Genomic DNA, 14,925 nt, shown 5'->3' on the forward strand with positions numbered 1-14,925 from the left:
CGACGAGGGCGCAAATGGACGCCAGCGGGGACAACCTATATGCCGACAGAATGAAAGAATGGCAAGCGTTCTTCGACTGGGCGTGGGATGCCTACGACTTTGATGAAGGCGACTGGAATGAAGGATTCGGATTTGAGGACCGTTGGGACCGGACTAAAGCGCTGGCGCGAACGATGGCCGGTCTCTACTGCCTTGTGTATTCGCCCGGTTCCGGTAATTGGGATCCTGACGGCAACATTCTCCAATGGGGTTGGCGGTATTCGTCGAAAGAGATCGACGAACTTGATGCCCGCTGCGGCAATGGTACGGCAAATGCCAGGACGCAGTGGGGAATCGTCATCGACAACTGGACCCGGCTCTTCCTGAATTTCTTCTATGGTCAGGGAGTTGTGCTGCGGGCTGGAACCATCTTGCACGAAGCGCGGCATGCCGACTGGAAGGGTCATGACGACGGCAATAACGATTCGAGCTGGGAGTATAACGGAGCCTGGCGGTGGCAAGTTGTTTGGCTCTGGTGGTATTACGTCGCAGCTGAAGGCTCCACTCCCGCGCTGAAGTTACAAGCTCGACAGAGAGCGAATGCGATTTTGGCAAGCAATTTCACGAAAGACCCCGGGTTCCGAATCCAATAGATCGAAAGTACTGCACAGGCCTTCTCTGGCTCCTCGTTCCTGCATGCCCCTGCGCTATCGCAGGGGCATGCAGGAACCCGAGGGCTCGCTCTCGCCTACCACTCCGCACAACCACGTGCCTCTTCATTCGGTCGGTTACGCGTGTGAGCCCGCGGCCGGCAGACGTCAGGTCTAATTCGGCTCGTTACAGTCAAGGCTGCAGATGATTCGTGAGGTCAATGGCAAGACCAGTCGGTGTCCCGGCCACAAAGTTCTTGCCGTCGCCGGCTGATCGTTTTGTGTTTCAACCCTTGGGCTACGAGGCGTCTCAGCGACATGAACGTGTGCATCTATGGAGGCAGATTAGGGGCCACGGAACTTCTTGCATCTATGTCTCGCAACTCGACAATTCCATTTCGAAAGGCGTCATTAGTTGCGAGACAAGGAGCACCGAGCCGCTTAAATCCGCCCCTTGATGTCATATTCGTTGGATTGGACGATGCTTCCACTGACACTGTCGTTTTCGATGACCCTTATTGCCCAGTCGACACAACCGTGGTGGAGGTCCTGACCTCGCTGGTCGCTACATTCAGGTCAGCCGGGGCAACATCGAGGAAACTTCCCCGCCGGCGCCGCTGTCCGAAACCGACCCGCTGTACCAGCAGGCTCTGGCCGGAGTCACCGCCGCCTTCCAGCCGCCGCAGGCCATGGACTTCTACGAGGGTATAGTCGCCCGTGCTGGCCCCGCTGACACTAATCCCACGACACAGTGGGCCCGGTGGAACCTCCAAACAGTGCGGGACTGGTCGTTCGCCAGGGAAGCCCGCGCCCAACTCAAGGTCCGCTGGGCGGCGCGTTCTTCAACCAGTACGACGCCCTCCTGTGCCCAGTCTCAAACGTCCTGCGATCTTCCATGAAGCCCCTAACCCGCCCTGCGGACGATCCGGGTCAACGGCCGACCCACGCCCTACCTGAGCCAGTCCATTTTGAGTGGGCTGGCGACCGTTGCCGACCTTCCTGCCGTCGCTGTCCCGGCAGGACTGACGACCGCCAACCTGCCGGTGGGCGTTCAGGTCGTCGCTCCCTATCTCGAGGACCGGACCGCAATCGACATCGGCCGACACATTGAACGTGTAGTAGGCCGGCTGACCCTTATCTAAAGTAGTCATCCGCACCTGTTGACAAGTTGCCACGCGGGCCTACAATAAGCCATGTCCGTGACCGGCCGAGTCGTCTCTGCCGTGGTGCTGCTCGTCATTGGGGCAGGACTGGCGCTATTGGCTGTACTGGTCCATTACGGATTCATGGCAATGTACGGCGGTGTCACCGACACCGCGTTCGAGGGATTCACCTGGGGCTTGACGGCTGGTCCTTCTGGATTGGCGCTCAGTCTGGTCATGGTGGTTGTGCTGATCGGCTTCGTGCTCTCGACACGACGGTGGATGCGGCTGACGGCCGTGGCCATCCCGGTCCTCATGCTGCTCGGGATGTTCGCTGTCACCCCCGCGGCGCTGGGGTAGAAGATGGAGACACAGTTTGTTTCCGCTCCCCAATGCGTGATCGAGGACACGGATGAGCCCATGGCCAGCGCAGATCGTGAGTCCCAGCAGGCGTTCGATTCCATCAGCCACATCGGACATTTCAGGGGTGGCGGCATAAGTGGTGTCGGCGGCTGTACCCGCTGGTTTGTGCTCTCAGAAGACGCCGATGTGTTGCAGCATTATCGTGCAGCACTGCCAGCGGCGGGCTGGGAAGTGGTCGAGGATGACGGGCGCCGCCTGCGGGCCCAGCGTGATGGCCTGGCGTTCGAGGCGATGCCCTGCCCTGCAGGCGGTGTCGTCTGGGCCGGAAGCGAGGAAAACCGGGCGTTCGGGCAGGGAACGGTTATGCCGGCGGGTTCAGACATTTGTGCTGCACACCACTGACTCGCTTGTCGGTCCCCTTCCGGAGCTCAGCGGACGCTCTTGATCTTTACCACAAAGACTGCACCGAGCAGGCCGATGACGGCGGCAGTCATGAACAGGGAGCGGTAGCCGCCCCAGGATGTGACAGCCAGCAGGGCCAGCACCGGGGCCACCACCTGCGGAAGTGAATTAGCCACATTGATGATGCCCATGTCCTTGCCGCGGTCCGCCGCCAGGGGCAGGACCTGCGTCAGCAGGGCGAAGTCCACCGCCAGGTACGCCCCATACCCGATCCCCAGGACCGCAGCGCCTGCCAGGGCTCCCGGCCACACGGGGAAGAACGCCAGGATCAGGGCCGCCATGGCGATGATGGCCGAGGAGCCGATCACGAACGGCTTGCGGCGGCCAACCCTGTCGCTCCAGGGGCCGGCCCCCACCGCGGTGATCATCACCATCAGCGCGTAGGTGCCGGTGAGCACCAACAAGCCCGCCGGCGGGTTCTCATGCTTCAGGATGTCCCGGAGGAAAAAGAGCAGGTAGACGAAGGTCAGCTGGTTGCCGAGGTTCACCAGGAAGCGGGTGAGCCACGCCCAGGCGAAATCAGGGTACAGCCGCGGGCTGAGCCAGAATCCGCGAAGGAACACCCCTAGCCGGAAGCGCGGCAGGACGCCCTTGTGGAGCACGGGATCGTCCCGGTGGAAGAGGTATGGCAGCACCGACAGGAGAAGGGCTGCGGCGCAGAGCCAGTAGCCCACCATGAAGTTGCCGGACACCACTGCGCCAAAGACCGAGCCCGTTAACACACCCAGCGTCTGGCCCATTGCTGCCAGTCCGCCCACCCTCCCGCGCTGGGGCACGGGCACCCTGTCCGGTACGACGGCGGTGATGGCAGCGAAGGCGGCATTTGCCCCCAGCTGGACCAGGGACCAGAAGAGCACCATGATAGCCACGGTGCCCGCCCCGGACATGGCCAGGAGGGCCGCCGAGCCAAGCACGGCACCAGCCAGAACCCAGGGCGAGCGGCGGCCGAAGCGGGATGTGGTGCGGTCCGAGAGGGCGCCGAAGAGGGGGTTTGTCACCATCGAGACCGCGGCTCCGCACGCCGTGGCGAGGGACAGGATGGCTTCCTTGTTGGCTTCATCGATACTGATGGCCTGCAGCCCGATGAAGATGTTGATGGGGCCGAAGAATGCAGTAAAGATGCCCACGTTTACCAGGACCAGCCCGGTCACCCACCGTCCGGTGACCTTCCGCGTGGGTTCGGCGAGTGCCGCCCTCACACCGCCCGGGACAATGGCACCGTGGTCTTTGCCTGCGGGATCAAGGGGCGCGGGCGTATCGGACAGACTCATGATGCACTCCCCGCTGCGGCGAAATGGCGATGGAGTAAGACTATCGTGGGCGGTACCGGCCCCACGGGCATAGAGGAGAACTACATGAGGGCAGCGCCAACGCCAGCGGAGGGAACCGCCGCCATCAAAACGACGGACCTTATGACGAACGCCTTGCGCTGGGCGAATGAAAATGTCCTGGGTTGCGTTGCTCATTAGGCCACTTTAGGGCGGGCCGAACGAGGACCAGCGATAGCCTCCCCCTTGTCTCGAAACCATTCCGCCCCGAAACCTTGGAGAGTTGGCGTGGCTGTCGGCGTTTGGGCTGCCTACTGCACCTTCGGACGGCCATACGAGGGCGACATGGTGCGGCGCAAAAACACCGCCATTTATCGCCGCAAATCACAGCCACTTCTATGAGCGATCGGCCCCGGGATCTCGATTCGATGCTTTCTCGGAATCCTTCCTTTATAAGAATGCTCGACAGGATGCACAACGGATTGTCTTCGCGATGGTCATAGCCGCATCTCGCCCCCCGAAGTGTTCAGCGCGGGCGCTGCTGCACTCTGCTCATGATCAGGCTTCCCTTCGCGGGAGACGGGCTGGTGCGCGCCGGCCTGTTAGGGCTGGCAATCCTCGCAGCCTTGCTGTTCTAAGCCTATGAGAAGCGCCGGCGACGCCCCTGAGAACCAGGGCGGGCAGGGTTGCCATCACAAAGGAAGGCTTTTGTTCAAAGCGGCAGTGAACGAAGACAAGGCGGCAAGGAAGTTTCGCATGGTCGAAGTCGAGTGCCCCGGTAATAAGTGCACCACGGATCATCAGGCCCTGGGGATCCGTAATCAGGCCCGGTTCCAGAAGCAGCTTGCGTATCTCCCCGGCAGGAATCCGGCGTGCGGACATGCCATCGCCGGAGTCGGGAGGAAGGAGCTCGTCGTCATCGACTCCAGGAGCCACACCTAGCGTGAATTTCCCTACCGATCCTCCTCGGACTTCGGGCCGCATTTTTCGGGAGTCGTCGCCCGGGCTCCGGCTCCTAGTCCATTGTGGCTTCGCCATGGTTTAGGCGTCCTCTTTCCGGTGGTGGAGTTCCTCCAGGGTCCGCTTTCCCCGGCGCAGCACGCCTGCGGCTTGCCCTGGTGGTGCTTGCGCTGGAGCCGTTTCACTTCCCGCATGGTTGCGGCCTCGATGAGTTCCGTAATGGAGGCGTATCCCTCGAGGCGGCCCGCGGCCAGAAAGGCCGCCCGGACCTGCTCGCCGTCGGTTTGCGGGAAGTAAGTCGAGAAGGTTTCGAGCCTTTGGCTGCCGGCATTCTTCCTCTCCGGGGCGACGCGCCGCAGCAGGGAGTTGTGTACCTGCTCGGCGCATGACGAGCACAGGGTGGGAAACGCGGACCACCAGCCGCGGGCCTGCCCTCGCCAGCAGCCCCCGCACGGCGTATTGTTCCTCTCAACGCCGGCCCAAGCGCGCCGGTCCGCGCAATTCCGATCAGAAATTTGAGGCGAATTGATATGGCTAATCTTACGGGCGATTCCGCGGATATCAGCGTCCCAGCGGTCAAGGGCACACACTCGGGCACCACGGGCGCCGCCGTCGAAGGCGAAAGCGCAACAGGCTGGGGAATTCACGGCCACAGCGTCAGCGGCCGGGGCGTCGTCGCCACCAGCGAGGCGGACTACGGGCTTCGGGCGCACAGCAAGAAATCGGCGGGTCTGCGCTCCAGCTCGGAGGAAAGCCGCGGGCTCGAAGGCTGGAGCACCAAGGCGGAGGGCGTGCACGGCATCAGCGAAACCGGAAACGGCGTGTGGGGGTACACCAAAGGCGGTACCGGCGTGGTCGGCACCAGCGATGCCGGCCCCGGCGTCTCGGGTGAGAGCGCCAACGGCGAGGGCGTCCGTGGCACATCCAACAACATCCATCACGGCGGAGTCGTCGGCGTGAACACGGCCGGCGGAATCGCCATCTACGGCACGAGCGATAACAGCGTGGGCGTCTTCGGCACCAGCGTCAACAATGAGGGACTGCACGCGGAAACGCATTCCACCGTGACGGCGGCGCTGGCTGCCTACCAGCGCAATGCCAACAGCCCGGGGGCGGCCATCTATGCGAAGCATGCCGGCAATCGGGTGGCGGGCTTCTTCGAAGGCGACCTTGTGGTCACCGGCGACATCACGCTGACCAATGCCGACTGCGCGGAGGACTTTGACGTCTGGGCCGGAGCATCAGCAGAACCGGGGACGGTGATGGCGCTTGACGATGAGGGCAACCTGCGTGAGAGCAGCCTGCCCTACGACAAGCGGGTGGCGGGCGTCGTCTCCGGTGCCGGGGACTATAGGCCCGGGCTGATCCTGGACAAGCAGCGCGGAGAGAACGGCCGCAAACCCATCGCACTGCTGGGTAAGGTATTCTGCAAGGCCGACGCGCGGTTCGGACCGATCTGCGTGGGGGATCTACTGACGACGTCGGCCACTCCAGGACACGCGATGCGCGCCGATGATCCGCTGCGGGCCTTCGGCTCGGTCATCGGCAAGGCGTTGCGTCCGCTGCCGGACGGCCAGGGGCTCATCCCCGTCCTCATCGCGCTGCAGTAGGGGGTCCCCGTGCCCGCCCTGCTGCGGACCGTCAGGGGTCTGCGCAAGCATGGAAAACTGCCTGACGCCGTAACCGTGGGCGTCAGGGACCTCCTTCGGCAAGCCGCGCCTCCCGACGGCGGCTCGGTGCGCTCCCTTCTGGGCAAGCTACAGGCCAGCCTTGCCGAGCCATGGTCTCCGATCGGCGGCAGCACGCATCCGCTCTACCGCCGGAGCCGGCCCGCCCCGTTCAACCTGGGCAGCTTCGCCAGCGACACCACCCACATCGACCTGACCAATGCGCACCGACCCTCCTATCCGGCGGATCCGGGCAACCTCGCGGCCTTCAACGACCTTTTCGACGCGCGGGCGGCCGCCGCGGTCAGCTGCGCCGTCGGATTCTTCCGGAAGGTCCGGATGTACCCGTCCGGGCATCCGGACGAGGAGCTGCTCGAGTGGAAGGAATACGGGGAGGAGGCTCCGGCCATCTACATCCCCAAGGCCAAATGCCTGGCCGCGCTGGCCTTTCCGGACTATTTTCCGGGTGTCTCTGCGGAATACCTGCGGCACAAGGTCTCAAAAGCGCTGCTTGCGGCCAGCCCGGGCTGGTGCGGAACCTTTGGCCCGGGCGTGGATGCAGCAACGGACGTGCTGGGAGACTTCTATGAGGGCAACTATGACCTGTCCCAGATGCATCTGCTTCCCATGGTGTACCGCTACTATGATGAGCTCTCGCCGGAGGCGCGGGAGTTCCTTATCACCGTGTTGCTCGCCCGCGGAAGGATCCACCGGCCAAGGGTCGACGACACGTTCACCAGCCGTCGTACCCCAGGAGACTGGAGCCGGGCAGGATTCGTCAGCCCGATCGGGTACAAGATAAGGATTGGGGAAACCGAAAACCACATTCTCTGCATCCTGACTGCACGCTACCTGACCAACCAGCTGCTTTATCAGCGCGATCATGACCCGGTCTATGACAACCGGCGCAACGGCACGGTCGTGGTCTTCGGCATTCCGGTCCCGGTCGGGCCGCATTGCACGGAACTGCTGCTGAACCTTTTGCGCAGGATCCTGCGGGATGATTTTTCCGAATACAACGCCAAGCCGTACCAGGCCGAAACCCGCGCGGCGCTGCTGAACCTGTGCAGCTTTGCCTATGACCACGAGGTCCGGCTGGCCGCGCGCATGGTCCTTGACTACGTGTCCGCCCACATCGCGGTATCCAGCAATGACCTGCGGCGGATGGTTCCGTTCCGACGGCTGAACAAAACCGAACATGGGAGGGCGGCGGTGCTGCCCAGCGGCGCCATGGACACGGGCCTGCTCGAGTGGTTCCTGGGCGCGGACCCGCTCGTCGAGCACTTCGCGCAGCAGGCCGGGAACACCCGGGCCTTTGAAACAACGTCCCCGGAGCGCCCGTGGCCCTGGGGCATTGCCAGCCACGGGCTGTACGCGGTCTCCGAGGCACTGAGCGACTACCGGCTGCCGCCGTCCGTCCATGACCTGTTTGTCAATGACCTGCACCGGCGCTTCTTCCAACGGCTGCACCGCGTGCCCGTTGATTACGAGGAGGAAGTCGGCGGGAACCGGAACGCGGACAATATGGAAATCTTCGCTGGCTCGCCCAGCTACCTCATCACGGCCGGCGGCGCTCCGGGTCCCTATGCCATCGACCCAGGGCCCTCCATCCTGGTGGAAAAGGGCTGGAAAAAGAATGCCCAGCAGGTGGGTGTGGCGGTGACGACGTCGTTTCTGCCCACAGGGCAGGTAGCGGGCGCCGGCACGCAGAACAGGGCAAGGGACCTGATCCAGTTTTCCACCTTCGCCGCGGGGCCTGCCACGCTGGTGGCTAACTACGGAGTCGGTCCGGATTTCGCCTGCGGGCACCAGATCCACCTGCCCCCGTGGGTTCAGGCCAAGGCGCAGCTGCAGGGCAGGTTCCTGTTTGTGGACTGCGGTACGAAGCTTCCCGGGCAGACGGAACCGGCCGGGTTCTACCTCGCCATCCACAACGGCGAGAGGTTTTCCTTCTTGGAGGCCTTCGACACCTGGCTCCATCCAACTGTGACTTTCCGGGAATTCGTGGCGCGTGTGCTGCGGCGGAACGGCACCATCGGCCTCGAAAACAATGTAGAGAAAGAGTACATTACCGAGAGCGGCAACAGGCTGCGCTTTGTCATCTGGGAGGGCGTGGAACGGGACGGCGCCAACATCGGCGCGAAAGTGCTCTCGGTGGAATCGCGGGGTGACCCTCGAGACAGCATCGGTGACGCCGGGAACATCACCGACAGGTTCCTGAACGGCACCGTGATGAATAGCCCTGCGGAGGCCGTCGTGACGATCACCAACCATGACCTGGCCACCAAGCTCACGTTGGACCTGAGCGACGCGGCGCGCCCCAAGCGGCTGGCGGAGAACGGCGAGTTCGAGGAGGCTGGCGGCAACCACGAAGTGTGGGTCGACTTCGCATGGACCGGGGACAGCGAGGGTGACTTCTTTCGTCCATTCAGTACCCTTGCGGCGGCGATGGCGGTGGTGGCCGACGGCGGCACGGTGCGGATCATGCCGGGGGCAACCAGCGAGAAACCGTCCTTCCCACAGAACAAACGCCTCAAACTCTTGGCACCGGCGGGAGGAGTCAGCTTCGGCGTTCCCTGACTCGACGGGACCCCTGGAACAGCCCTGTGCCAGCACGGACCTCTTCTGGAACGGCCCTAGCTAGATGGAGCGTCCGGTGAAGGCGCCAAATAGCGCCGTGAAAAAGCCGCCATTTATCGCCGAAGGTCACACCCGGGATCCGCGGAAACTCGCGTAACCTGACTGTCCCGTAAGTTATCCCAAAACTCCCGCCACAATCACCCGTCACAGCTACAACTTTCGGTATGGTTCCGGGCATGGACATTCGGTATGCGCGAATATCGACCGCGAAACAAAATCTTGCCCGGCAGCTGGACGCTCTGGCGGCCGCCAGCATCAGGAACGAACACATCTTCGTAGACAGGAAATCCGGAGCCACCACCGCCCGCCACTGACTCCAGGAAGCACTGACCCACGCGCGGGACGGTGACGTCCTGATCGTGCACACCCTGGACCGGCTTGGCCGCACAGTCCGGGACACCCTGAATATGGTCCACGACCTCAAAGAGCGCGGTGTAGGTGCCCGGACCCTGGCTGATCCCCTCGCCATCGACACCGACACCGCCGAACCTGACTCGCCTATGGCCCAGCGGGCATTCGTCATGCTGCCCCGTTCGGGCAGATGGAACGCCCTACGCTCTGAACCATGCCGGCGCCGCTCCTTCGCGGCCTGAGCGTCTTCAACCCCACCAGCCGTGGACTCCTCGATATCAATTCGAGGAGCCATTCATCGCAGCAGAATCACGGACAGGCCAGGCATCACAGCAACCCCCATCGATGAGGCCATCGCCGAAACACTCCGGGCATACAGCTCTGGCAGGTTGGCGGCGGCCGCTAACACGCCCAAGCTCAAAGTTTCGGGCTTGGTGTCAGGGCCGATCGCAGCCACGTATGCGGCTCTCCCTCGATGACCCTCTGCGTCCGTCGGCGACGGCTGTTAGTCTCCCCTTCGCTAACCTCACCCCTCCACCCTCACTCCCTTACACCTCTGGCATCCAAGGCATTCGCCGTGAGCGCGGACTCACGGCAAGTCATGTCGTAACCAGAGCCATCAAAGATGAACCAACGTGAGCGGGAAGATTTGTGGGGAATGTGGCGAGAGCTTCGCGCCTTCGCGCTCGTCTCAGCGCTTCTGTTCAACGCGCTGCGCCAACAGACAACGCGATCGACGACGGCGGCACGCAGTTGCCGTAGCGAGCCCGGCTCCCGCTGTCCCGCTTCGACGTCGCGGTTTCGATCCGGAGTTTGGCCCGCGGGAGGCCCACCGCAAGGCGTCAGGAAGGCTAGTTGCTGATCTGACCAGAAGCCGACAAGGCCAAGATTCGCTCCGCAACCAACTCCGGGCTCAAGCTGTAGACATCGACCGACTCGGAGCCGAGAACGCCGAGCAGCGTGACGTCATCAGGACCCTCCGTGCCGACCTTGCACGACGTCAAACTATCCAGCAGACCGATGCCCACGACCTAGTCCACCTCGGCGGCAAGCTGCTGGCCCTGACCCAAGCAACCGGCGTCGACCTCCACCGCAGTACAAAGGCGCTGTTCCGCCGCCGAGGCTGGACGGCCACCAAACGGAACCCAGAAACCCAAAGCCAATGACCATGTCCATCGCCCGGCTCTCCGCCCAGTCGGGCCTGAAGTATCTCTTCAAGACCACCATGATGGACGACCTGACAATCACCCCCTCCGACGCGATCACGTACTACATGAAAGCCGGAACACCGCAGGGCCGCTGGCTCGGGTCCGGCGTGCGAGGCATCAACCGGACCGCCGGAGACGTCGTCACGGAAGCGGACGCCAAGGCAATCTTCGATCACGCCACCCACCCGGACTCCGGCGCACCTCTTGGCCGCCCCCACGGCCAACCCACCATCGTGCAAAACAGCCAAGGCCGCACAGAGACGCGGCACGCCGTCGTCGGCTTTGACCTGACTTTCAGCGTCCCCAAATCCGTCTCCGTCCTCTGGGCGCTGAGCCCCCGCACACTCCAAGACCAAATCCTCGAGACCCACCACCAAGCGGTCAACGCCACCCTTGAGTGGCTCGAAACTTACGTCATCCACACGAGGGCCGGCCGCAACGGTGTCGCCCACCTCGGCACACGTGGAGCTATCGCTGCTGCCTTCGACCACTGGGAGTCGCGAGCCGGGGATCCGCAGCTCCATACGCACATGGTCATCGCCAACCGCATCCAGCGCATCACTGACGGCGCATGGGTCACTCTCGACTCGCGGACTCTGTACAAGGCTGCGGTAGCTGCCAGCGAGCACTACAACGGTCTCCTCTTGGACGCCCTCCACCGAAACCTCGGCACCGATACGGATGTCCGAGTGCCGGCCGCGAACACCCACAACCCCAGCCAGCAACTAACTGGCGTCGACGATACGCTGATCCGCGAATTCTCCAACCGATCGCGTCTTATCGATCTCGAAACCGACCGGCTCGTGGCCGAATGGACCGCCAGTCACGGCACTCCCCCAACCGCGACAACCACCATCAAGCTCCGCCAGCAGGCAACACTTTCCACCCGGACCGCCAAACCGGAAACAGCCATCCCGCTCCACCGGCTCTCCGCCCAGTGGCGCGCACGGGCGGCCGCCAAGGGCTTCGAATCCCGAGAAGTGCTCGCCAACACCATTCGGCGCTCCCGGACAACGCCCTTCCGCACCTGCGACTTCACGCCAGACTGGGTGGACGCGGTGGGCTCCCTGACCCGCGAGCGCGTCGCCACGAAGCGCGCCACCTGGAACCGGTGGAACCTGCTGGCCGAAGCCGAACGTGTCTGCGCCGAAATCCGCTGCCAGACCCCGGCGGACCGTCACACCATGATTGACAACGTGGCCACCGCCGCCGAAGCCCAGTCCGTCCCACTCAATGAGTACCGGTACGCCCTCCCTGCGAACGCCCAAGCCGATCTCCGCTTCGCAGACCACAGCATCTTCGACTTCCACGGCTCCCGCCTCTACACGGACGCTGCCACCCTCGCCGATGAGGACGTCGTTTTGGGAGCAAGGAACGACGACGGCGGCCCGGCGGTGGGCGCCGCCGTCGCCATGGAGTCACTGGCGAGCTATAAACACGGTGGCCGGCTCGATCTGCACTCCGACCAACGGGCAGCAGCGGCCAATGTCCTGCTCAGCGGCAACCGGCTCGACGCCGTCGTCGGTCCTGCCGGAACGGGCAAGACGACCACCCTCGGCGCGGTCAAGGCAGCCTGGGAAGCAGAGTTCGGGGCCGGTACCGTGGTCGGATTGGCGCCAGCGGCTGCGAGCGCCGAGGTCCTTGGGCGGGAGCTTGCACTGACTACGGAGAACGTAGCCAAGTGGCTCTACGAATCTGTCGGACAGGGAGCTGGCAACCGGGCTGCACAGTTCTTCGACACGGAGAAGCAGCTCGCCAACCAGGTGACCGTCAGGGGACCGAGCTCCACTCGCCTCGTCCAGAGAGCCACCCGGCTTGCCGCCGAACAGGACAGGTGGCGTTTTCATCCAAATCAGCTGGTCGTCATCGACGAAGCCTCCATGGTGTCCACCCTGCAACTGTCTGCACTGGTAAAGCAGGCCCGGGATGCCGGGGCCAAGGTGCTCCTGGTGGGAGACCCGGGGCAATTGGACGCCATCGACGCCGGCGGTGTCCTCGGCTGGCTGGACCGGCAAGGCAAAACGGTGCGGCTGAGCACGATTTGGCGGTTCAAGGAGGCATGGGAGCAAGGCGCCTCGCTGAAGCTTCGTGCCGGGGACTTCGGTGCCATTGCTGACTACGACAGCCACGGGCGCATTCAACACGGGGTGCACCTCGACATGGTCGACCAGGCGTACCTCAGATGGAAGGCCGACATACTCGCCGGCAAGTCGTCCATTCTCATCGCAGCGGATAATGACACGGTTGGTATGCTCAACCAGCGCGCCCAGGCCGATCGCGTGGTCCAGGGTGCCGTGGATGCGGAAGAGTCGGTACGGCTCAGCGACGGACTTCATGCCGGCACTGGCGATACTGTCATTGCCCGCCAGAATGACCGGGCCATTACCGATAGCAGCGGTGACTTCATCCGGAACGGAACGATGCTCGACGTCGTCCGTACTGGCAGGCGCGACGGCTCGCTGATCGCGGTTCGCCGGGACACCGGCGCAACGATTAGCCTGAGCCGGGACTACGTTGAGGCTTCCGTCGAGCTGGGATATGCGACGACGGCCCACCGCTCGCAGGGCATCACCGTGGACACCGGCCACACTGTAGTGACCCAAGGCCGGCTCACTCGTGAGCTGTTGTACGTGAGCATGACCCGGGGACGGGCTGGAAACAACGCATATGTCAGCGAGAATGATCCCTTGGATGACGAGCCCATGGATCCCGCCATGCAAGCCTCGTGGCGGCAGATCCTGGGCGAGGTCCTTGCCGCCGAAGGCGCCGAACGAACGGCCCACGAAGTCCGCGAGGCCGAGCAGTCCAAGGCGGACAGCTTGGAGCGCCTCAGTGCTGAGTACGACCATCTCGCGCAAATGGCCGCCTCTGATGATCTGGCCGGGTTCATCGAGACTCACTCAACTGGCGGAGCTTCAGCGCTTCAGCAATCTACTTCGTGGGGCGCAGCTGTAGCTGCGTGGCGCAGGTCAGTTGGAGTCAGCCGTCCAAGTGCCCAGCGTGTTGTCGCTGCGGCACTGGATAAAAATGCGTCCGCCCGAGATACCGCGGCAGTCATCCATTCCCGGCTGCGGCAGTTCCTTGCCGCGATGCCTGCCGGCGCAATTGATCCATTGACCGAGGTTCTCCGGACTGCTCGTCCCGACGTCGCCGACATGGTCAGCCAAGTACGGGACCGGATGCAGCACAGGCGCGATTATGTCATCAGATCCGCACTGGTGAACGACGCCGCTTGGAAACGGAACCTGCTGGAAGGTCTGGGTCCTTTCGTCTATCCAGATGAAGCAACTGCTGTCATCCGGCAAGTCGCCATCTACAGGGACCGTTGGGGCATCCAGGATTCGTCCCTTCCCCTTGGTCCACTTCCGGCCGCCTACGAGTGGGAGCAAGAGGCGCAGCGAGCAGATATGGGTCGCCTCATCGATCAAGCAGCTCTTCCCTCCCCCAGTCCTGTGGAGGCTCCGACGTGGACGGATGACCCGAAGACTTGGGAGGCCCGCCTTATCAATGTCGGCTGGCAACTCTAAACTGGTCGAGAAGGTGATCCATGGATACGAACCCAGTCCTGAAGCCGAAACTTGCGACACCTGCTTTGCTTGTGAGCAGCGTGGCGATAGTTGTGTGCGTCGTCTATCTCGTCGGAGCCGCGGGCGGCAACGGGCCGGATAACTTGCCCTTGCTACTAACCGCGGCGACGACACTCCTCGCGGCCGCAGTCGCCGGAGCGGTCTGGTTGGTCCGAGGACGCCGGCGACGTTCATGGATGGCTGGCGCTAACGAGAAGTGGGACCACTTCAACGACATGAAGCGAAGCAGTGGCACGACGACTGAGATTACAGTTCTGAGCGTTGACGCCCTCGAACCCACAGGCTCGTGGATCACGATCAAGTGGAATCGCTTCGACCACGTTCAACGGGCGTGGATCGAAGCTCTTCCGGAGCCGATCTGGCCCGGTTCCGTACTGCTGATTGCACCGGATCCGGCACAAGTCAGGCCTGGTGCACCATGGCCTGAAACTTACTATTTAAGTGCTTCAGATTGCCTGGCTTGGGCACCACCCATCCGGGCCCCGTCGTCAGGACACGCTACTCGCCACCGGTTCGGACGATCTGATCACCAGAAATTCAATCTCACTCAATGAACACGATTTCAGGGGGCTCACTACGAAGCATGCCCTCCTGAAGTCATGGGTTGTCATAGGCAAATAGCCTGCTGCGACAGCCGCGACCTGGAAC

Annotated in this window: 11 protein-coding genes and 1 pseudogene; 9 read left to right on the forward strand and 3 right to left on the reverse strand. The window is 63.2% G+C overall.

Going from position 1 to position 14,925, the window contains the following annotated elements; all coding sequences use genetic code 11:
• Positions 1-50 precede the first annotated feature (50 nt).
• The 4 genes from WMN78_RS08980 to WMN78_RS08990 all read left to right on the forward strand — a co-directional run bounded on the left by WMN78_RS08980 (position 51) and on the right by WMN78_RS08990 (position 2,536).
• Positions 51-632 (forward strand): hypothetical protein, encoded by a 582-nt coding sequence (locus WMN78_RS08980; protein WP_340533414.1) that lies wholly within the window; start codon positions 51-53, stop codon positions 630-632.
• Between the two features lie 965 nt (positions 633-1,597).
• Positions 1,598-1,771, forward strand: coding sequence for an amidase family protein (locus WMN78_RS21135; protein WP_425341137.1), 174 nt, complete (start codon positions 1,598-1,600; stop codon positions 1,769-1,771).
• Positions 1,772-1,828: 57 nt separating this feature from the next.
• Complete coding sequence (locus tag WMN78_RS08985) at positions 1,829-2,131, forward strand: hypothetical protein (RefSeq protein ID WP_340533415.1); 303 nt, start codon at positions 1,829-1,831, stop codon at positions 2,129-2,131.
• A gap of 60 nt (positions 2,132-2,191) precedes the next feature.
• Entirely contained in the window at positions 2,192-2,536 is a 345-nt protein-coding gene (locus WMN78_RS08990; RefSeq protein ID WP_340533416.1) for a hypothetical protein, read from the forward strand.
• Between the two features lie 26 nt (positions 2,537-2,562).
• On the opposite strand, the gene WMN78_RS08995 is transcribed toward WMN78_RS08990, so the two are convergent.
• Positions 2,563-3,867 (reverse strand): MFS transporter, encoded by a 1,305-nt coding sequence (locus WMN78_RS08995; protein ID WP_340533417.1) that lies wholly within the window; start codon positions 3,865-3,867, stop codon positions 2,563-2,565.
• Between the two features lie 753 nt (positions 3,868-4,620).
• On the opposite strand from WMN78_RS08995, the gene WMN78_RS09000 reads away from it, so the two are divergent.
• The gene (locus tag WMN78_RS09000; RefSeq protein ID WP_340533418.1) at positions 4,621-4,806 is read left to right on the forward strand and encodes a hypothetical protein; all 186 of its coding nucleotides are present in this window, start codon (positions 4,621-4,623) and stop codon (positions 4,804-4,806) included.
• Between the two features lie 11 nt (positions 4,807-4,817).
• Here the strand turns inward: WMN78_RS09000 and WMN78_RS21140 are convergent, their stop codons facing one another.
• Positions 4,818-5,471, reverse strand: a complete 654-nt coding sequence (locus WMN78_RS21140; RefSeq protein ID WP_425341138.1) for a ParB family protein — start codon at positions 5,469-5,471, stop codon at positions 4,818-4,820.
• Between WMN78_RS21140 and WMN78_RS09005 the strand changes: the two genes are divergently transcribed.
• From WMN78_RS09005 to WMN78_RS09015, 3 genes and pseudogenes are all read left to right on the forward strand, one after another.
• The gene (locus WMN78_RS09005) at positions 5,355-6,434 is read left to right on the forward strand and encodes a hypothetical protein (RefSeq protein WP_340533419.1); all 1,080 of its coding nucleotides are present in this window, start codon (positions 5,355-5,357) and stop codon (positions 6,432-6,434) included. The two genes, WMN78_RS21140 and WMN78_RS09005, sit on opposite strands and share 117 nt — an antisense overlap.
• A gap of 9 nt (positions 6,435-6,443) precedes the next feature.
• Complete coding sequence (locus WMN78_RS09010; RefSeq protein ID WP_340533420.1) at positions 6,444-9,071, forward strand: hypothetical protein; 2,628 nt, start codon at positions 6,444-6,446, stop codon at positions 9,069-9,071.
• Between the two features lie 236 nt (positions 9,072-9,307).
• Positions 9,308-9,724, forward strand: a pseudogene (locus WMN78_RS09015) (recombinase family protein).
• A 609-nt stretch (positions 9,725-10,333) separates the two neighbouring features.
• Here the strand turns inward: WMN78_RS09015 and WMN78_RS09020 are convergent.
• Positions 10,334-10,510, reverse strand: a complete 177-nt coding sequence (locus WMN78_RS09020) for a hypothetical protein (protein ID WP_340533421.1) — start codon at positions 10,508-10,510, stop codon at positions 10,334-10,336.
• A gap of 134 nt (positions 10,511-10,644) precedes the next feature.
• Here WMN78_RS09020 and mobF point away from each other — a divergent pair, with 134 nt between their 5' ends.
• Positions 10,645-14,217 carry a MobF family relaxase gene (gene mobF, locus WMN78_RS09025; protein WP_340533422.1) on the forward strand — a complete coding sequence of 1,191 codons (3,573 nt, stop codon included), beginning with the start codon at positions 10,645-10,647 and terminating at the stop codon, positions 14,215-14,217.
• The last annotated feature ends 708 nt before the right edge of the window (positions 14,218-14,925 follow it).

The sequence above is a fragment of the Arthrobacter oryzae genome, from assembly GCF_037911235.1.
In the GTDB taxonomy this organism is placed as follows: Bacteria; Actinomycetota; Actinomycetes; order Actinomycetales; family Micrococcaceae; genus Arthrobacter; species Arthrobacter oryzae_E.